This is a genomic window from Scytonema millei VB511283, assembly GCF_000817735.3.
GTDB classification, from domain to species: domain Bacteria; phylum Cyanobacteriota; class Cyanobacteriia; order Cyanobacteriales; family Chroococcidiopsidaceae; genus Chroococcidiopsis; species Chroococcidiopsis millei_B.
The window spans coordinates 189,804-209,575 of record NZ_JTJC03000008.1 but is presented as its reverse complement, the minus strand read 5'-3'; the positions used below and the strand labels follow the sequence as shown (position 1 = coordinate 209,575).

16 protein-coding genes are annotated in these 19,772 nt (G+C 43.7%); 4 read left to right on the top strand and 12 right to left on the bottom strand.

Translation table 11 applies throughout. From position 1 onward, the window contains the following. Positions 1 to 49: 49 nt before the first annotated feature. From QH73_RS23165 to QH73_RS23155, 3 genes are all read right to left on the bottom strand, one after another. Positions 50 to 2,131, bottom strand: coding sequence for a tetratricopeptide repeat protein (locus tag QH73_RS23165; RefSeq protein ID WP_309476523.1), 2,082 nt, complete (start codon positions 2,129 to 2,131; stop codon positions 50 to 52). A 46-nt stretch (positions 2,132 to 2,177) separates the two neighbouring features. Further along, complete coding sequence (locus tag QH73_RS23160) at positions 2,178 to 2,999, bottom strand: PP2C family serine/threonine-protein phosphatase (protein ID WP_052289876.1); 822 nt, start codon at positions 2,997 to 2,999, stop codon at positions 2,178 to 2,180. Positions 3,000 to 3,216: 217 nt separating this feature from the next. Then, the gene (locus QH73_RS23155) at positions 3,217 to 3,891 is read right to left on the bottom strand and encodes a vWA domain-containing protein (protein WP_039714283.1); all 675 of its coding nucleotides are present in this window, start codon (positions 3,889 to 3,891) and stop codon (positions 3,217 to 3,219) included. 598 nt (positions 3,892 to 4,489) lie between these two features. On the opposite strand from QH73_RS23155, the gene QH73_RS23150 reads away from it, so the two are divergent. After that, positions 4,490 to 5,977, top strand: a complete 1,488-nt coding sequence (locus QH73_RS23150; RefSeq protein WP_039714284.1) for a response regulator — start codon at positions 4,490 to 4,492, stop codon at positions 5,975 to 5,977. A 138-nt stretch (positions 5,978 to 6,115) separates the two neighbouring features. Here the strand turns inward: QH73_RS23150 and QH73_RS23145 are convergent, their stop codons facing one another. The 6 genes from QH73_RS23145 to sufB all read right to left on the bottom strand — a co-directional run bounded on the left by QH73_RS23145 (position 6,116) and on the right by sufB (position 12,361). Next, complete coding sequence (locus QH73_RS23145; RefSeq protein ID WP_039714285.1) at positions 6,116 to 6,403, bottom strand: hypothetical protein; 288 nt, start codon at positions 6,401 to 6,403, stop codon at positions 6,116 to 6,118. Positions 6,404 to 6,583: 180 nt separating this feature from the next. Beyond that, a complete protein-coding gene (locus QH73_RS23140) occupies positions 6,584 to 7,231 on the bottom strand; it encodes a Uma2 family endonuclease (protein WP_039714697.1) in 648 nt (215 codons plus the stop codon). Positions 7,232 to 7,282: 51 nt separating this feature from the next. After that, positions 7,283 to 8,545 (bottom strand): SufS family cysteine desulfurase, encoded by a 1,263-nt coding sequence (locus QH73_RS23135; protein WP_039714286.1) that lies wholly within the window; start codon positions 8,543 to 8,545, stop codon positions 7,283 to 7,285. Positions 8,546 to 8,650: 105 nt separating this feature from the next. Next, positions 8,651 to 10,054: a Fe-S cluster assembly protein SufD gene (gene sufD, locus QH73_RS23130; protein ID WP_039714287.1), complete on the bottom strand. Its 1,404-nt coding sequence runs from the start codon at positions 10,052 to 10,054 to the stop codon at positions 8,651 to 8,653. Further along, complete coding sequence (sufC, locus tag QH73_RS23125) at positions 10,054 to 10,842, bottom strand: Fe-S cluster assembly ATPase SufC (RefSeq protein WP_039714288.1); 789 nt, start codon at positions 10,840 to 10,842, stop codon at positions 10,054 to 10,056. The genes sufD and sufC overlap by 1 nt, the downstream gene beginning before the upstream one ends. Positions 10,843 to 10,921: 79 nt before the next feature. After that, on the bottom strand, positions 10,922 to 12,361 hold the full coding sequence (sufB, locus tag QH73_RS23120) for a Fe-S cluster assembly protein SufB (protein ID WP_039714289.1): 1,440 nt from the start codon (positions 12,359 to 12,361) through the stop codon (positions 10,922 to 10,924). A 207-nt stretch (positions 12,362 to 12,568) separates the two neighbouring features. Here sufB and sufR point away from each other — a divergent pair, with 207 nt between their 5' ends. After that, positions 12,569 to 13,249, top strand: coding sequence for an iron-sulfur cluster biosynthesis transcriptional regulator SufR (sufR, locus tag QH73_RS23115; RefSeq protein ID WP_039714290.1), 681 nt, complete (start codon positions 12,569 to 12,571; stop codon positions 13,247 to 13,249). Between the two features lie 49 nt (positions 13,250 to 13,298). After that, on the top strand, positions 13,299 to 13,568 hold the full coding sequence (locus QH73_RS23110) for an NDH complex assembly factor CRR9 (protein ID WP_374189056.1): 270 nt from the start codon (positions 13,299 to 13,301) through the stop codon (positions 13,566 to 13,568). Between the two features lie 77 nt (positions 13,569 to 13,645). On the opposite strand, the gene QH73_RS23105 is transcribed toward QH73_RS23110, so the two are convergent. Continuing rightward, positions 13,646 to 15,919: a glycosyltransferase family 2 protein gene (locus tag QH73_RS23105; protein WP_039714292.1), complete on the bottom strand. Its 2,274-nt coding sequence runs from the start codon at positions 15,917 to 15,919 to the stop codon at positions 13,646 to 13,648. A 446-nt stretch (positions 15,920 to 16,365) separates the two neighbouring features. On the opposite strand from QH73_RS23105, the gene QH73_RS23100 reads away from it, so the two are divergent. Beyond that, positions 16,366 to 17,106, top strand: a complete 741-nt coding sequence (locus QH73_RS23100) for a DUF4079 domain-containing protein (RefSeq protein WP_039714293.1) — start codon at positions 16,366 to 16,368, stop codon at positions 17,104 to 17,106. 16 nt (positions 17,107 to 17,122) lie between these two features. Here the strand turns inward: QH73_RS23100 and QH73_RS23095 are convergent, their stop codons facing one another. Continuing rightward, a complete protein-coding gene (locus QH73_RS23095) occupies positions 17,123 to 17,512 on the bottom strand; it encodes a DUF2237 family protein (protein WP_039714698.1) in 390 nt (129 codons plus the stop codon). Positions 17,513 to 17,603: 91 nt separating this feature from the next. Then, the gene (locus QH73_RS23090) at positions 17,604 to 19,313 is read right to left on the bottom strand and encodes an ABC transporter ATP-binding protein (RefSeq protein ID WP_236147142.1); all 1,710 of its coding nucleotides are present in this window, start codon (positions 19,311 to 19,313) and stop codon (positions 17,604 to 17,606) included. Between the last annotated feature and the right edge of the window lie 459 nt (positions 19,314 to 19,772).

The following is a 19,772-nucleotide window of genomic DNA, read 5'->3' as shown; positions in this document are numbered from 1 at the left end:
CCTTGCTTCACGCACCACTCTCTTTCTCTCACTCCTCGCTTCTCACTCCTCATTTAGGCTTTCCCTCTCCAGGGAGAGATTGCGGGTTAGAAAGAATAAACTTTTCTGGGTTTCTCAGGAAGGAATCGCAATTCTTATCTAGAGCAACGCAAATATTACCTAAAGCGAGTTGATATTCTTCGATATTGCCTTGTTTGAGAAACAGTTTGGCGGCTGTTTGTAAATCTTCTACCGCTTCGCGATCGCTCTGTCCGCTATATTGAGCTAGCTCGTAGCGAACAATTCCTCGCTTGAGATAGGCTTCTGCTTCTTGGGAGTCAATACTAAGCGCTCGGTTAAAATCTCCAATTGCGGCTTTGTAGCCCGTACTCAAGTCCCCTTTATACTGTGCCAGTTTGTAGTGAACGATGCCACGTTTGACCAGGGCTTTGGCAGCACGGGGGTTGAGCCGCAAAGAGCGATCGAAGTCTTGAATGGCTTGCTGATATTCTTTTTCGGGATTTTTACTATACTGAGCAATTTCATAACGTACCATGCCGCGACTGAGATAGGCTTCGGCTTGGTTGGGTTTGAGTCCCAGAGTGCGATTGAAGTCTTCAATCGCTCGGCGATAGGTACGGTCGGGGTCGCCGCTATGCTGGGCAACTTCGTAGAGGGCGTTACCTCGGTTTAAATAGACTTGAGCATCCTTGGGATTGAGCTTGATCGCGCGATCGTAATTATCAATAGCCCCTTCATAGTCTCCTACTTTGTAATAAGCATCGCCTTGCTTGTAGTAGGCAACAAAATTATTGCCGCTTTTTGCTGCTACTTTACCGTCACTTGGTGGTTCGGGGATAGAGGTAACGCTAAAACGACTGTCAAAAGGCAGTTGCACGTCACTTAACACCTGCATCAGCAGGATCAAGCTCACAGCTCCTAGACTAAACGTTCCCATCATCATCAGGTTGAACTTTCTGCGGCTCAGCCTTCTATGACTTCTTGGCAGTGTTAAAAATAATGGTGCGTGTTTGCTGAGCGTGGCAGATGAATAATAAGCGGCGGAGCGATCGAGCGCTCGATACTGTCGATATACGGTCGGGGTACGCTTAGGCGGCAAAGGTTGGAGGTGTTTTTTCTGTCTGACTGCCTCCAAGGACGGAAAAGGGTCGCGCCCGCCTAATTTTACTGCCCGCTCGCACCAAGGACAGCTTTGCAGGTGATCGCTGTAGCGATGCTGATTGTTGGCGCTACAGGTTGTCAAAGCGTTTTCTGCTTCTTTGAGGGCAGCTTGCCAGGTTTGGGCGTTGGGACGGAGATGGGGTTGAGAATGACCTGCATCAAAACACTTGACAAATAACTGCCTCAAGCTGGGGTGTAAGATCTCCCAGTTTGGAGCAATTGGCGTAGGCTTATACGGTACTGGTTTGCTGCCATAGGTGAAATGCCCTGCCGCTATCCGTGCTGCATAAGGTGGGGGATCGCCGCTACCTTGATAAATTCCTGAAAACGGGTGCGTCCCTTCCATCAGCAGTTGGAAGATCAGGACTGCTAGCCCAAATAAATCGTGTTCTGGAGCGCGATCGATCTGTCCGAAATTCTTTCCTTGCAGTTCTGGCGGCGTAAACTCTGGCTTCCCGACCCCGCAGCGATAAATAGCTGCCGTTTGCAGGTCGCGAACTTGAAACGAATCCGTATCGACAAGGGTGACGAGAGCAGTATCGCTGGCTAAGATGTTAGATTCGTTCACATCTCCAACGCAATAGCCGCGTGCGTGCAGCGCCCCCATAGCAGCGGCAATATTACGGGCAGTTCGATGGAGATAGAGGTAGTTAAAGAACGGGCATTTTTGCCGTCGCGTTTTAGGATTGTAAAAATCGAGTAGGGAGTGCATCCCTTTGACTCGCGGCATCAGAAAGCCGACCACCCGATTGCTGCCATCAGTTGACCTCAGCAACTCTTCAGGCCAAGCGATCGAAATATGTCCTTGCCCTGCCATAGGGTTATCTGGCGGGTTAGCAAGCATTGCCGTAAGCTTAGATGCCTGAATCTCTCTAGGCTTGTGATAAACCTTTGCTACTAGTGCCTCGTTCTGCGGTACAGTAAAGACACGGGCTTCTCCCCCATGTCCGAGGCTAGAGTTGGGGTCCAACGTGATTATTTGGTTGTTGGAGCTTCGTTGCAACCGCATGGCAAAATTAACTCACAAGCGTCGCCAATAGTAAAGTCAAGTCGTCATCCGTCCGTTCCGTAATTCTTGGCGATCGCAAAAACGCCGCCAGTTGTTCTTTAGCTTCACTCTCATCCTCCACGCCTGCCATAAATTGAAACAGGGGAGAAAAAAATGGTTTGTATGGTGAACCATCGCCCATGTTCACAGCAAGCATCTGCAACCCATCTGAAAACACGGCAATATTTGTCGTTGTTCCCCGCCAAACGTTGACTTGGACTGTCTCCAAGGCTTGGGGGGAAACTAGAAAAGTTGTTTCATTAATATATTCTCCCTTTTGAGCGGCAGTCAGAGCAAAAATCTGACCGTCGCGATCGCTCGCTACTGCCAAGCCATCACCTACCTGCACTGCGGCGACTAATTCTGGGGTAGCAACTGCTAAAATCAACGTCGTCGCTAACTCCCGCGCCTGCTTGCCACAGACGGCTGCTTCTGCTTCTACTGCTGTCTTTGCTGCTGCCAGAGCTTGAGTCAGAATTCGCTGCCATGACTGCTCGTCGTCAATCAAATGCAGTCTGGAGCTTTCAGCACAAATCGTCTCTACCGCCGTTTGCGCGGCGACAATTGCCCCGACTTTGCCTAAAGCTGCACTTCCTGCCCCGTCAGCTACTGCTGCTACCAAAACCCCCGTGGGCAACTTTTCCCAATGATGAGCGTCTTGACAAAGCTGTCCGACCTTTTCGTGGCTCGTACCTCGAACTGAGGCGGATGCGACTCGCCATTGCCGGATCTGAGCAGGAGCATCTAACTGTCCTGTTGTATATAGCTCATCGTGGGCATCGTTACGCATTCATCGTGATTCCTTACTGATTCCTAGCCTATCTTAGGTGAACGGACAATCAGAGCGATCGCATCGCTCGACAAATCCTCCTTTTGTATACGGTAATGTGTAGGGTTCCGTCAATTTACTCATTCATCTCTTTACACTTTCATTATGTACTTAGGGATAAGGGGTAAGGGAAAGAGGTAAATATTCAATTCCGAATTCCGAATTCCGAATTCCGAATTCAAGTGGCTCCCCACCCCACAGGTGGTAATGCTACTTGTTCGTCGAAGCGAGAATGAGAAACGGCTGTGATGCTAGCAGACAACCAGAGAAACATTTCTGTAAACCTCAGTCCTTTAAGTCTGAGTGGAGTGCGGACAGATATATACTTGAGCCGCTCCAGATTAGCATTTTCTACGCCCACAGAGAAAAAAGCTACATGCTTGTTAACTTCATCTGTCTCAATTCGCTGCCTTGCCTGCTCGATTAATTGCTCTGATTCTCCTTGGGGTTCTCCATCTGTAATTAAAAATATCCAGGGACGATAATAAGCTACCCCGTGAGCGCGGTATGTAGCTTTGCGAGACTGGATCATGTCTAAGGCGCGATGAATTCCAGTTCCCATACAGGTTAAGCCTTGCGCTGTCAGCTCTGGTAGATCGAGTTGGTCGGGAGTGACAAAATCCTGTATAACTTTGACATCACTATCAAAAACAACGATCGCCACCTCAACACGTCGGGCAGCGAGAGAGTTTTGTAATAAATCTGTTTGCAATGCACGCAGCCCTTCATTTAAAGCATCTATTGCTGCTCCCTGCATCGAACCTGAAGTATCTAGAAGTAATACGCAAGGACAGCGAGGTTCTGGATTTTCAGCAAACTCTACCGCTTCATCAAGTCTTAATTGGTCAGACATACTTACAATTTAGGTGGGAGATTAGCTACTTGACATATGTGGTAGCTTTTACTCACTAGTGGACTGAGTTGATGGGCTGCTGGCATTGACAACAATTTATCTATGATAGTTCAGCTTTGACTTTACTAGTTCTTTTATCTCTGTAGTTTTAGCTGCGTCAGTCCAGTATTTTACTCACATTCATTTCGCTAGGGAAAAACCAGCAGTAAATTCAGACAATCGGTGCAGTTAACTACGCATACAAGACCAAGGCGACAAATTACTTAACTTTCCCACAGATTGTTTTTCTATCTGTCCAAATCCTTTGTCACACGCCAATAGCTAAAAACTGTAAACTGGATGGTTAATTTTTATAGATTGCGCTATAGTCAATAGAAACTGTTAGCCTTCCGTCAATTTTTTATGATTTGCAGGGATTCTAGCGGTGTAAGAGCAGATACAGCTTACAATATTTTAATAAACTTAGACTAGGTTATCTCAATCCTCTTACCTCAATTGATTCAGACAAAAACACTCAAATTGCTTGAAATTAAGGCTTTGCTAAATAGGCATTGTCAGTTAAAGTATTCGCTCGCTTGGAAAAAGGTTTAAGTGCTAAATGGCTAGCTGTGGAACCTTTCAGAAGTTAAGTCCGCTGAGTTTATTGGCGCACTTGTCTAGTTGTTATGATAGTGCCTTGTTAAAGGTGACTAGCGGTGCTGTTACATGGTCGGTATATCTTGAAGAGGGGAAGATTACTTATGCTTCCCATTCAATAGCAGCATTCGATCGCCTCGACTGTCATTTGCATCGCCTCAGTTATAAAGTACCGACGCTGACAAGTGAAACTAGGGCGCAATTAAGTTTAATTTTTGAAACTGAAGCAGAACAGCGCTCGGATACTAATCCCGAATATCAAGCAATTGGTTGGTTAGTTAACCATCAATATTTAAATGCCGAACAAGCAGCAGAATTAGTTGGAGAATTGGTTGGAGAAACGATCGAGTCGTTTTTATTAGTTAAATCGGGGCAGTACGACTTTAGCAGCAACTCAAACTTAGAGCAAATTTTTTGTCGGCTCGAACTACAACCGATTGTCGATCTATGTCAAAAGCGCCTGCAAAAGTGGCAAGCTCTAGCACCAGAAATTTTCTCACCCTACCAGCGGCTTTATTTTTCTAACCGTCACAAATTAGAACAGCAAATTCCGCAGGAAATTCAGCAAAAGTTTAGTACGATTCTCAAAGGTTTCAGTTTTCGTCATCTGGCAATTCTATTAAATCAAGACGAACTTGAATTGGCGCAAAACCTACATCAGTACATTGCAGCAGGAACAATTTTGTTGCAAGACCCCTATGCGCCATTTGACCAATTACCAAGAACCTTTGAACAGACTGCATCGCCATCAACAACACCAATTGTCATACCGGAAAAAGTTCCTTTACCGCTAGATGATATCCGCGATCGCCACATTAGCGATCGCCGTCTGGCTGCAACTCCAAAAGCTTTCGAGCGCGAACCAGTCAGAGAGACGCAGCTCCCTACAACAAAAGAAAAACCTCTTCCCGTACAGTCCCCGCAGCCACACTCAGAGACAGTCAAGCACTCAGAGACAGTCAAGCATAGCTCTCAGCCGCCAGCGAGTTTCCCGATTACGCGGACGACACCCCCAGTTCCTCCCACGCATGTAGAAACTCCCACATCCCCACCGACTGTTATTCCCGATGCCCCGACTACGAGAAATAAGTATAAAATTGTCTGTGTAGACGATAGCCCAGCAATGTTACAGGAACTGAAAAAGTTTTTAGAAGACGAATTATTTTCAGTTTTTACGATTGATAATCCTGTTAAAGCCTTAATGCAAATTATTAAAGTCAAGCCAGATCTCATCTTGTTAGATGTAAATATGGCAGGAATTGATGGCTATGAATTATGTCGTCTCTTGCGCAATCATTCTTTATTTAAAGACACGCCGATTATTATGGTGACGGCAAATACAGGAATTATTAACCGTGTCAAAGCTAGAGTCGTCGGTGCTTCAGGTTACTTAACTAAGCCTTTTAGCCAACCAGATATTCTCAAAATGGTGTTTAGGCATTTGACTTAGAGAAGGGAGTAGAGAGTAGGGGGCGAGGAGTGAGGAGCGAGGAGTGAGGGGAATTCAAAATTCACGCATTCAAAATTGCCCTACACCCTACACCCTTTCTTCACTGATAACTGATAACTGATAACTGACAACTGCTTCCTACCTTTGGTGAGGGAAGAAAACGGTGTAGTAAAGTGAAGGATCGACCCGATCGGTAAACCGAGGATATAAACTGCGATCGCAAGTAGAATTGGATTCATCTGGTTGAAATGAATCGCTTAGTTCTGTTTTTTCAGTAGATTCGCCGAGCGAAATTTCTGGATAAACTAGATCCGCTAGTTTTGACCAGGCAATAGAAAAGGGATTTTGTAAATATTTCTGTACGAGCGATCGCTTATCTTTTTCGTTTAAATTTTCCGATCGCCTATCGTTTGTAGACTCGCTCATAAATGCATTCCTCGCGGCTATTTTGTGCGCTGGCTTGACTCGCGCTAAAGTTTATTAGCCACCATTGAAACGAGTTATGCACGCTTGTATGGTATGGAATGCTATCCATAACCTAATTGAGGAGTTGAGCTAGGATAGGAGATAGAGCGATCGCATAAAATCTATACTTCAGTAGACTTGCTATTCATTGCTCAAATAAACAATTTTATCCCTTACCCAAGCTCGAAAAGATTTGAGTAAAGCTACTTCTCCTTGCGTGGGAATCTGTTGCATAAAATTACTCATATCTTCAACAGATATAAGAGGAAAAGCAAGGCTTACATCACGCTCTCTATATTTCTCTACTGCTAGTTGATAAAATTTTAATTCTCTTCCGTCGTATTTCCAAAGTTCAGAAATACCTAGAGCAGCATAAATATCAAATTTATTTATAGAAGTACTAGTAATATCGATTTCAATTGCTAAATTGGGCGGCAGATCGGTTCCTAAATCTAACTTTAGCTTGCCTCTAATTGCTGGCTCGTTCTGAATATAATAACAACTATCTGGTTCTATACCGCGATTAGCTACTTGGCGTTTTAGAGTTGTCGATCCAACACTTTTAATTTCAATACTTAATTCTTCAGCTAAAACAACTATAAAGCGACCGAGCTGAATTTTAAAGGTTTCGTGTTCGAGAAGGGGAGTCATAATTTCTAAAGTGCCACATTCATAAGCAAATCGAGAACCTCTGTTTTCACCTACTTCTTTGAGTAAAGCTTCAAAGGTTTCCCAGCGAATGTTATGCAGCACTATTCTTTGCTCTGCTGGAGTTGAAGTATCAGTCATATCAAAACCAGTTTTAGAGTCAATTGGGCGAGCCAAGCCCACCCTTTTACCTTAACCGAAGATACTACCAAAAAATTCTACCGCTTCCTTCAGAGCAACAATAAATATGTCAATCTCTTCACGGGTATTGTAAAAAGATAAACTTGCCCGTGCGGTAGACTGAGCGTGGATATAACGATGTAAAGGCTGCGTGCAGTGGTGTCCGGCGCGAATAGCAACCCCAGCTTGATCTAGTAGAGTAGATAAGTCGTGAGGATGGACATCGCCAGCTGTGAATGAAGCCAACGCAGCTCTACCCACACCTGCTATTTTAGGCAATGGTCCGTAGGTACGGACTTCAGAAATTTGAGCCAGTTGCTCGAACAGATATTGCGTTAATTCCGATTCATAGGCATAAATTTTATCCATCCCGATCGCCCCTAAATAGTCTACAGCTGCACCAAGGGCGATCGCTTCTCCGATTGCTGGAGTTCCTGCTTCAAATTTGTGCGGTAAATCGGCGTAGGTAGAACGATCTAAATACACGTCAGCGATCATTTCACCACCACCTAAAAACGGTAGCATCGATCGCAATAATTCTAGTTTTCCATACAAAAAGCCAATTCCGGTAGGAGCGCACATTTTATGACCGGAAGCTACTAACCAATCGCAGTCCATTTGCTGTACGTTGACAGGCATATGTGGTACGCTTTGGCAAGCATCGATCAAAACTTTCGCCCCGTGTTGATGGGCGATCGCAATTATCTCTTGTACCGGGTTAATACATCCCAAAGTATTAGAGACATGAACCACAGCCACAAGTTTTGTTTTGTCGGAAATTAAAGACTTATATTGCTCTAAATTAAACTCTTCTTCTGGAGTTAGTTCGACAAACTTCAACACCGCACCCGTTCTCTGTGCTAGGAGTTGCCAAGGGACTAGGTTGCTGTGGTGTTCCATCACGGAAAGGATGATTTCATCTCCCCGTTGGATATTGCTATTACCCCAACTGTAAGCAACTAAGTTAATTGCTTCGGTAGCATTGCGGGTAAACACAATTTCTTCTCGCGCCGCCGCATTCACAAACGCAGCAACTTTATCCCGCGCCCCTTCGTAAGCCTCGGTTGCTTTAGCCGCCAGAGTATGCACGCCGCGATGGACGTTGGAGTTATATTGCTCGTAATAATCCCGTAGGGTATTGAGGACGAGTAAAGGTTTTTGGGAAGTAGCGGCGTTGTCTAGGTACACCAAGGGTTTACCGTTGACTTCCTGATGCAGGATGGGGAAGTCAGCGCGGACGATATCGGCGAGGGTTCTTGCTTGGGTAAAAGTCATGGTTCAAGTCGAGAGAAGGAACAGAACGCAAATGTTGTAGGGGCGGGTTCACCAGAGTTCTCTACTTGGAACCAAATATATTGATAAACCCGTCCTCACTTTCGGTCAATCAGCCAGATTTAATGTTGTAGCTTCGCGGGTAACTGCTTTGAGTAAAGTTTGTTGTAAAGAGAGAATTGGTAGTTGGTTAATAATCTCAGCAGCAAAGGCGTTGACTAACAAATTTTGAGCGTCAGCAGCGTTAATGCCGCGACTTTGCAGGTAAAAAATTTCATCGTCTTCCAACTGGCTGACGGTAGCACCGTGACTGCACTTAACGTTATCGGCGATAATTTCTAATTGAGGCTTGGTGTCTACTCTGGCTTTAGGAGAGAGGAGTAAATTACGGTTGAGTTGTCCTGCATCTGTAAGCTGAGCGGCTTTCGCCACAAAGACTCTACCGTTAAATACAGTGTGGGCTTTATCAGCGACAATGCATTTATGGAGTTGACGGCTCATACCATAAGGATAATTGAGTGCGATCGCACTATGAGTATCGGCTGTTTGTTGTCCTGCTACCATAGTTAAGCCATTGAGAATCGTTTCTGTCTGTTCTCCTGTTTGGAAGATGTCTAAATTGTGGCGCGACAGTTTCGCCCCTAAAGTAATCGCATTGCAGGTGTAACGGCTATCCCGTGCTTGAGTAATGGCAGTTTTGCCAATGTGGAATGCTTCTACACTTTCCCGCTCAACTCTAGTATGGCGAACTTGGGCATTTTCTCCCAGCCAGATTTCCGTAACGGCGTTGGTAAAGTATACCGTCTCGCTAACTTCGGCTTCGCTTGTTTCTGGTTCTTCAATATTAAATTGATTTAAGTAGTCTTCCACCAGCGTCACGCTACTACCAGTTTCCGCTACCACTAAACAGCGTGGTTGATTAATTGTTGGCGTTCTGAAGGAATTAGCAATAAATAATAAGTGGATTGGGGTTTCCACCACGACATTCTTGGAAATCCAGACTACAGCAACATCTGTCATTCCAGCTGTATTCAGGGTGGTGAAGATTTCTTCTCCTCCCTCAGATTTTGCCAGGTAGTTGTAAATGCGATCGCGGTATTCTGCTGGTAATCCTGATAAATTGCTAACTACCACACCTTTCGGTAAGTCACCAATCGCCGATAGTTCTGATGCATACACTCCGTTGATAAATACCAAACGGCTATTTGCTGCTTCTGGAAAGGTCAGAGGTGCAACCAGCGCTTCTGGTAATCCACATGGAACCGCAGCTTGAAAGTCGATTTGCTTGAGTGCAGATAAATCGGTAAACCGCCACTCTTCAATTTTGGTAGTAGGTAGAGTAGACTGACGAATTATAGCAGAGGCGCGATCGCGAATTTCTTGTAGAGATGTTACATGTAAGGTCTCTACACCCTTTTGACATTGTTGCAATAACTCTAATAGGTAATTATTCTCACCCGATACATTACCATGACTGCCATTCGTAACTGTCGGAGAAACTTGAATACTCATTACACTCCTACCTCAGCTCCAGCCTGTTCCAAAACCCAGTCATAGCCACGGGATTCTAATTCTAGTGCTAATTCTTTACCACCACTCTTGATAATCTGTCCCCTAGCCATCACATGAACGTAATCCGGTACGATGTAGTTGAGCAATCGCTGGTAGTGAGTAATTAGAATTGTGGCATTTTCGGGACTAGCCAATTGATTCACGCCATTCGCAACAATCTTCAGCGCGTCAATATCTAATCCTGAATCTGTTTCATCCAAAATTGCAATTTTTGGTTCCAACAGTGCCATTTGCAAAATTTCGTTCCGCTTCTTCTCGCCACCAGAAAACCCTTCATTCACGCTGCGGTTTAAGAAAGCCGCATCCATCTTGACGACATCTAACTTTTCTTGGATCAAATCGTCAAAATCAAATGCATCCAATTCTTCTAAACCTTGCTCTTTCCGCCGAGAATTGTAGGCAACTCGCAAGAAATCTAAATTACTTACGCCAGGAATTTCTAAGGGATACTGAAATGCCAGAAAAACTCCAGCTCTAGCGCGTTCTTCTGGTTCCATTTCCAGCAAATTTTTGCCTTGAAAAATTGCTTCACCACCCGTCACCTCGTAAGCTGGGTGTCCTGCTAAGGCTTTAGAAAAAGTGCTTTTACCAGAACCATTGGGTCCCATAATCGCATGGATTTCTCCAGAGCGAACTGCTAAATTCACTCCCTTTAGAATTGAATTCCCATCAACTTCAGCTGTCAGATCTTTCACCGACAGCAAAATTTCACTATTTTCAATAATCATTACTCTCTACGTCCTCTGCGCTCTCTCTATTCAGTTGCGAATCGCTTGATTGAGGGTGAGCATTGCCCACCCTACTTTATTAACCCACACTACCTTCCAGTTTCAGACTCAGCAGGCGATCTGCTTCTACAGCAAATTCCATTGGCAGTTGGTTAAACACATCCTTACAGAAACCGCTAATCATCATCGAGATCGCATCTTCTGAAGAAATGCCCCGCTGTGAGAAGTAAAATAATTGATCTTCACCAATCTTAGAAGTCGAAGCTTCATGCTCGATCTTGGCAGTGTTATTTTGTACCTGAATGTAGGGGAATGTATTCGCCCGTGCATTATCTCCAATTAACATTGAATCGCACTGAGAATAATTCCGCGCTCCTTGTGCTTTCGGGTTAACTTTTACCAAACCACGGTAGCTATTGCTAGAGTTCCCCGCAGAAATTCCCTTGGAAATAATCGTGCTGCGGGTGTTCTTGCCAACATGGATCATCTTCGTTCCTGTATCGGCTTGCTGCATATTATTTGTCAGCGCCACAGAATAAAACTCACCTACAGAATTGTCGCCGACTAACACGCAACTAGGATACTTCCAAGTAATTGCCGAACCCGTTTCTACCTGCGTCCAAGAAATTTTAGAATTCACTCCCTGACACAAACCGCGCTTGGTGACGAAGTTGTAGATTCCACCTTTACCCTTTTCATCGCCAGCATACCAGTTTTGGACAGTAGAGTATTTAATTTCAGCATTGTCTAAAGCGACAAGTTCCACCACCGCCGCGTGTAGCTGGTTAGTGTCGTACATCGGTGCGGTGCAGCCTTCCAGGTAGGAAACGTAGCTACCCTCTTCAGCCACAATCAACGTCCGCTCGAACTGTCCCGTATCCCCGCTATTGATCCGAAAATATGTAGACAGTTCCATCGGGCATTTGGTGTTTTTGGGAATATAGACAAAGGAACCGTCACTGAATACAGCGGAATTGAGTGCGGCAAAATAGTTATCTGCTGTTGGGACGACACTACCCAGATATTTCTGTACCAACTCTGGATATTCCCGTAAAGCTTCGGAAATCGAGCAGAAAATTACACCTTCTTTGGCTAACTTTTCCTTGAAGGTAGTAGCTACAGAAACGCTGTCAAAAATCGCATCTACCGCGACGTTAGATAAACGCTTCTGTTCTGATATGGGAATCCCCAGCTTTTCAAAGGTTTCCAACAACGCCGGATCGACTTCTTCCAAACTATTCAGTTGCTTGGGCTTCTTTTTCGGCGCGGAATAGTAGATAATATCCTGATAGTTGATGGGAGGATACTGGACACTGTGCCAAGTAGGTTCTGTCATCTTTAGCCACTGACGGTAAGCTCTCAGACGAAATTCCAACATGAACTCTGGTTCTTCTTTCTTAGCAGAGATCAGGCGGATAACGTCTTCACTCAGACCGCGAGGAATGATATCTGCCTCGATGTCGGTAATAAAGCCGTACTTGTAAGGCTGGTTGACGATGGTTTTGACAGTTGCACTCATTGGTAGTGTTCTCTCGGTTGGGCTGAAATGCTCGAAGTAGCTCTTTAAGGATGAAAGACGGGTGGTCTAACCCCTTCCCACCTTCCTCGTTGTAAAAATCGTAACTAAAACAACACGCTTGTTGTTTAACCTGTCTCCATTTTACGCTACATTAACAACAGGTATGTTGTCAAAGTAAAATTTTCAGCTGAAAACTTTGGAATGACAATGGTGACAACGCAGCAGCCCTCGACCAAGCAGGATATTCTGCAATATTTGATGAAGCAGGGGCAAGCCACGGCACAGGAGCTAGCCACAGAGCTTGATGTCAGTCCACAAGCGATTCGTCGCCATTTAAAAGATCTAGAAGCAGAGGAACTACTTTTATATCAAGCAGTTCACCTGGGAATGGGGCGACCGCAACACGTATATAAACTGAGCGATAAAGGGCGGGATCGCCTGCGTCGTACAATTAACGATGCAGGGGGAGATAGCCACGGACAATTTGCCGTTTCCCTGCTCGACACCCTCGCCCAAACAGTGGGGCGAGAACAAATGGGGACGATTTTACGGATGCAATGGGAGCGTAAAGCTCTAGAATACCGCGATCGCGTCGGCGAGGGTTCGTTGCAAGAGCGAGTAGCGAACTTAGTAGAATTGAGAAAAGCTGAAGGCTACATGGCAGAGTGGTATTTCGTCAATGAAGAGAATTCAGCTAGAGGATTTATCATTACCGAACATAATTGTGCCATTGCCAACGTTGCCGAGTCCTTTCCTGTAGTTTGCGGACACGAGTTAGAAATGTTTGCCACAATTTTACCTGATTGTCAAGTCGAGCGCACCCACTGGATCATTGACGGCGAACACCGTTGCGGATATTTAGTACGAAGCACGGGGAAGAAGTCGTAAGTCGTAAGTCGTAAGTCGTAAGTCAGAAGACAATACTCGCCAATGACCAATGACAAATAACATGAATCTAGACCAACAACCTTCAATGCAATTTCTCTCGACGGAAGAGTCAGCCAAGGTAGATGCAGCCTTGCTTTCTTCTCCAGAAAAGTTTTTAACCAGACTGACAGTTTCATCGCTGCGGCTGTTGAAACATATAGCCGAAGACTACGGCGTAAAAATGGAAGATTTAACCGCAGAACAGGTGGTAGCCTGGTTTGAAAAAGATGGCAAGATTAGACGCGAACAAGGACTTGAGGCGGCTTTTCTCAAATGGTAACTATTTAGTTATCAGTTCACAGTTAGCTGTCAACCGTCTTCACGGAGTGTAGCGTAGCGTTTACCGTCAACTAACATCTATCCTTGAGAAACTGCGATCGCATTGACATCTATATTGCGATCGAATATGATTCGCGGTCGGAATAGAATTTTCAGAATCAGTAAAATCGATTTGAATTCCCCTGGCGTGTTATGGCGCTTCCATTGTCCAGGGCGACAAAATAACATTTCTACTAAGCGGCGATGTTGGCTGAGATTGAGTTGTTGAAACATGACCCTAACTGTAGGAAATTCATTTTGAAATCCAGTCCGAATGACTTCACCAGTTAATTTTACTCCTTCCTCCATAATTTCTAACGTGACTGGCTGCATTTCTGCTGCTGAAATTATTGCTTTTTGTGTCAAAGCAATTTCCGCTCCAACTTCAGAAATCATCGTCGTGACTCCCCAATAATTTTCCCCTTGAATATTGCACCTTACTGTTCGCCGGAGAGCAAACCAATCGTAAACATCTGGCTTGGGAGCGTCAAGCAGAATTAAAATTGCAATACCCAACATAATTAAGTTGTAGCCACTCCACAGCCAACCCAAACCAATACCTCGAATTTGTTGAGCAATTTCTAATGGTACTGTTGTTGCCCATTCTGCTTTGGCCATAGACATTCCTAAGTTGCGCCACAGACTGATAGCTGTGATCGCAAACAAAATAATTAAAGGTGAAGCTAGTTTCCAATTAAATGAAAAGCGATCGCGCTGTTGTCCTTTTGGAGTGACTTTAAATCCTTTGGCGAACGGTCTTAACATGACTTGAATTACAGTCAAAGCCAAGGGAAAGCATAAAACTAAAGAGTATATATCTGATAGTAAAGCCGAGCGCGAGCGGTGATTCAACCAAGCAAATACTGAGAGTTGAACTAAATAGTAGGGCAAAAAGAAGTATAACAATTCGGTTGCTGTTGCCCTGAGTGGAATCACTCCTAGAAATGAATAGGCAAGCGGCATAAATAAAAACCCAACCCGGGAAATACTAGTGAACCAATGCAATAATCCTTCTAAATGCGCAATTCTTTGTAAAGGTCGCAATCCTTTGATTGTTAAAGGGTTTGCGTCGATAAAAAATGCTTGTAACGTCCCTTGCGCCCATCTGATCCGCTGCGTAGCATGAGCGGCGATGTTTTCGGCTGCTAAACCCGCACTGAGTTTTTCATCTAAATAAATTAATCGATAACCCTGAGCTGATAAACGAATTCCTGTAAAGTAATCTTCGCTCAAAGAATCTGTGACAAAACCGCCAGCAGCTTGTAGCGCTTTGCGTCTGACGACAAAAGAAGTACCAGCACAAATGACGCTATCAGATCCGTCTCTAATTGGCTGAATTTGACGATAAAAAACTTCTTCTTCTGGGGTAACTGCATCTTCTAACCCTAAATTACGGGCGATTGGATCGGCGTTATAAAAACTTTGGGGTGTTTGAATTAAAGCAATTTTTTCGTTTTGGAAAAAACCAACAGTTCGAGTGAGAAAGTTTTTAGTTGGGACAAAATCGGCATCAAAGACAACAATTAATTCGCCTTGAGTTTTGGCGATCGCATGATTTAAGTTACCTGCTTTAGCGTGCTTATTATCGGAACGAGTTAAATATTGACAGCCCAACTCTCTAGCTAAATCTTTGACTTCCGGTCGGCGCGTATCGTCAAGTAAGTAGATTTTTTTATACGGATATTCCAGGGCTTGGCAACCGATAATAGTCCGTCTGAGGATAAAAGTAGGCTCGTTATAAGTAGGAATTAAAATATCAACTGTTGGGGCAAAACTACCGTCAAGCACGGCTACAGCAAAGCGGTCGGCTTCGCGGCTGCGGTCTTTGACATTCAACATTAAAAATAGTTGAATTGTACTGCTGGTTAATACTATAAATTCTAAAAATAATAGTCCCAGACTAAATACACCATTGAGGGGAGTAGCAAGATTGAGGGTAGTTAGCGATCGCCAAATAATATAACGGATAGTCAGCAGCAGTAATATCGCTACTACAATTTGTCGCGACCATCGTTTCGGTTGGGGAGAAATTCGCATAACTAGCATCACAATTAGGAGTAAAACAATTGTGGGAGCTAGTAAATATCCTCCTGATAGCATTGGTACTTCTAACCAAAAAGGAGGATTATTTTGAAAATTTTGCAATTGTAAAAAAATCGAAGTAATTGTGCCTTCTCCGGCAAACCATCCTCCAACTATCAGGCTAGAAAATGCCACAATACTGAGCATAACTAGCGTAGCGAGACGCGATCGCCTCACGCGCCTGAGTTCTCTCTGCTCTATCCCCTGACTTTTAATCTGAGAAACTGTCATTCCTACTACCCAATAATTTTCCTAACAAATCCACTAGATTGTTGTTAGCAATCCATGTTAGGTAACACAATTGTAAAATAATTATAATTTTTATTATCGTTTATTATGTCAAGTTTTAGCTAGTAGTTGAAATTTTGTTTGCTCCTAACTGTTCCAATAGAGATCTACCAGCAATAACTCGATGTTATGCCGTAGAAAAAGAATCGGATATTCAGATAGTTCTATGACCGTAGAGCAATAGCTGAAGTTCCCTCACGGGTAAGTTATATTGCTCAAGCGCCCCTAGATGCACTCTCGCAACAGCAGTAGCAAATTACGGTGCATCAAGAATCATCTCAAACTCGATCGCGATCGGGATTGGCTTCAGTAATGGGGGTATACTGCAACCCACATACATTTGTTAGTGGACTAGCACATTAAACTCATTATTGTTGCAGAGGTTTTGTATGGTAGACTTACTCGATGCTTGGAGACTTTTGCATCCCGCGATCGCCGTTACCTTCATTTTTCCTTTAATTGGAATCGTGGCTAACTTCGCATGGCAGACGCGCCAGCGCCGATTGCAAGCTAAAGGGGGCGATAAAAGTAAAATTCCCCCGACAGTTGGCACAGAACATAATAAATTCGGCAAGTGGTTGGCTGGGGGCGTGGTAGGATTGGCACTTGTGGGACTTGCCCGTCCCATTTTTAGTCATATTGCAACTAACCAAATCTGGAGTAAAAACCCTTTTCAAGTTATCTTCATCACCCTGATGTTTGGTGCAACCATAGCCTCTTTGGTGTTGCTTTACCGCGCTAAACAGAAACTTTGGCGGGGAGTGTTTGCCACTTTGACAGGAATGGGCTTGGTAATTCTAGGTTTCCAAGAAGGTGTCTTCCGTCGCGATAACGAATGGTTTATCTCTCATTTCTACATCGGACTGACAGCAGCAATGCTAATGATTTTTTCCTTAGCAATTATGCAAGATATCTATCAGGATCGCTCCCATCGCTGGCGGATCGTCCATGCTATTTTAAATTCGATCGCGCTATTACTCTTTATCGGGCAGGGGATGACTGGGACGCGAGACTTGCTAGAAATTCCTTTACACTGGCAGGAACCATTCATCTACAAGTGTGATTTTAATCAAAAGACTTGTCCCACCCCAACTTCTATGACTGGCGAGTGGCGAATCGCAAGAGAGTAGAGAATAGATTGACGTGTTATTCAGACATATTAGTTGTATCGCGATCGAGAGCGTGCTGCCTGAGTTCGCTCAGAGAAACGTATTCTAGTGCCGATGCATGAGTTGACTGTAAAATTATTGGCGGTGCAACACCAGAATCTAGAGCTTCTTTCCAACGAGAAGCACACAAGCACCAGCGATCGCCTGGTTTTAAGCCAGGGAAGTTAAACTCAGGTACGGGCGTGCTGAGATCGTTTCCCTGTGACTTGGTAAAATTCAAGAACTCTGCCGTTAGTTCTGCGCAAACGACATGCGCTCCATAATCGCCTGCACCAGTATTACATTTACCATCACGGTAATACCCAGTCATAGGAGCGCTGCAACAAGTTTTCAGTTCGCTACCGAGAACATTTCTAGCCTGTGCCACGATCGTCATCTCTCCAAAAGTCTCTCTATATTTACTTTATAAAGATCTCCTAACTTAAGGCAAATACTCGATCGCTAGCTCTTTTGAGAATCTATACGCACGCAACAACTTCTTGATAACTACCCGATTTAACGACTCGACCTTTTTCAATCGAATAGACGCGATCGCAATGTTCGAGAGTAGAAAGACGGTGAGCTATGATAATCATGGTTTTAGTACCACTGAGAGAGCGAATAGCCTCGCTGACAAGACTTTCAGTTTCGCGATCCAGTGCAGCAGTAGCTTCATCTAGCACCAAAATTTCCCGTTCGTGATAGAGGACGCGAGCAATTCCGATGCGCTGGCGTTGTCCTCCCGAGAGGCGTACTCCCCGTTCGCCAACGACTGTATTGATTCCATCGGGAAGTTGCTCGATCAATTCCTCTAACTGAGCTGACTGAATAGCTTTCTCTAATCTTGGCTTGTCAATCAGATCGTCTGGAACACCAAAAGTAATATTTTTCTCAATTGTGTCATCGATCAGAAAAATAGACTGCGGAATGTAGCCAATTAGATTTTGCCAGGAGCGCAGATCGTTGTATATTGTTTTACTATCAACTTTAATGTCTCCTGTTTCTGGTGTCAAAAGTCCCAAGATGACATCAATTAATGTTGTCTTGCCTGCTCCAGATTTACCAATTATCCCAATAGACTGACCTTTTTTAATGTGTAAAGAGATTCCTTTGAGATTGGTTTCTGTGGCGCTAGGATAGCGATAAGTAATTTTGTCTAAAATAATTTCTTGCTCGAATGGCAGACAGCATCTGCTATAGCTTTTTGAATCAAATAGCTTGCGTAAGCTTAGCTCGTCTAGTATTTTTTGACCTCGCTCGAATTCTAGGTTTTCTGTTTCTTTCAAATCGTGATAAACTTTATCAACTGAATAAGTGCTATTTCTCATGATGCCAAAAGCATAGATTGTATTACTGACTGATGGCAGCAGGCGAATTGAAGCCATTGCAAAAACACCCAGAACAGAAGTTAAGTTTTCTGCATTCTGATTAGATAGTAAAAATATAATTGTAAATCCAACTAAAAAAGTTACTAGAATAGCTTCCAGTAAGATGCGCGGTAAAATTGAAAATGCTTGAAAGGAGCTAAGTGCAAAAGCAAATTTATCAATCTGCGCTCTCATTTGATTCTCAAAATAAGATTCACAACCAATAATACGTGTTTCTTTCAGTCCTCCTAATCCATGATTGATAATCCGAATCATTTCTGTGTTAGATTCAGAAGCTTCTTGCCCCCATTGTGAAATTTTGTATCTGAAAAAGTAGATCGAACCAAAGGCTGGTAAAAGAATTGCTGCTACGCTTAATGTTGCTATTAAGTTTGTCTTCGATAGCAAAAAAATCAAAGCCAATATCACAGTGATATTGGCTAAAGATGTAAGAAAAGGTAGCATAAAATGAGTGCAGAATTTATCAGTTTCGTTGACAATATTCTGAATTAATAATGCTGAGTTTCGGGTTAAATGAAAAGTGTAAGGTGCTGCTAAATAAGAGCGAAGTAACTTTGCTGAAAGTTCGCCTTGCTGTTTGAAGGAGAATTGAAATACATACTTTTGACCGTAAAAACTTAGGACGGATTTGAAGTATAAAATCCCGACAGTTATTGCACTTAGTAAATATAAAAAATGTTTATCATTTTGCAGGCCCGACTGAGTATAAAACCAATGCAGCCAGGGATTTTGATAGATAACCTGGGGATTGCTTGCCAAGGCAATAAAGGGTCCAACTAGTCCAATTCCTATTGCTTCCATGAGAGAAGTCAAGAGAAAGAAGAATATCAGGAAAATTAGTTGTCTTCTCTTGCCCGCAAGGATATAAAAAAACTTAGATAAGTAGCCGATCATGTAGATATAAGTTAGCTATACTCAGCCACAATCGTAGTTTAAGTAAGTTGAAAAGACTACTCAACAATTTGTAATTTTACCTAATCTTCAAATAGTGTCTGTTTTATGTAAAAACAAATATATAAAAATAGCGAGTTTGCGTAAAAACACTCAAATATATAAAAAATGACTCTAATGCTATACCGAGATTTAAGGCGATCGCCACCTAAACTCCACAGCAGTTTGTGGGATAAGACATGAAAGACGCGATCGCTCGATAATTAACCAGTTGCCGTTGCTACCGCTTGTAACTGCGGTTGTGGCAAATTTGTCAAGCAGGGATCGAAAGGAAAAACAGACCGCAGAGAGAGGAAATAAAGCCGAGAA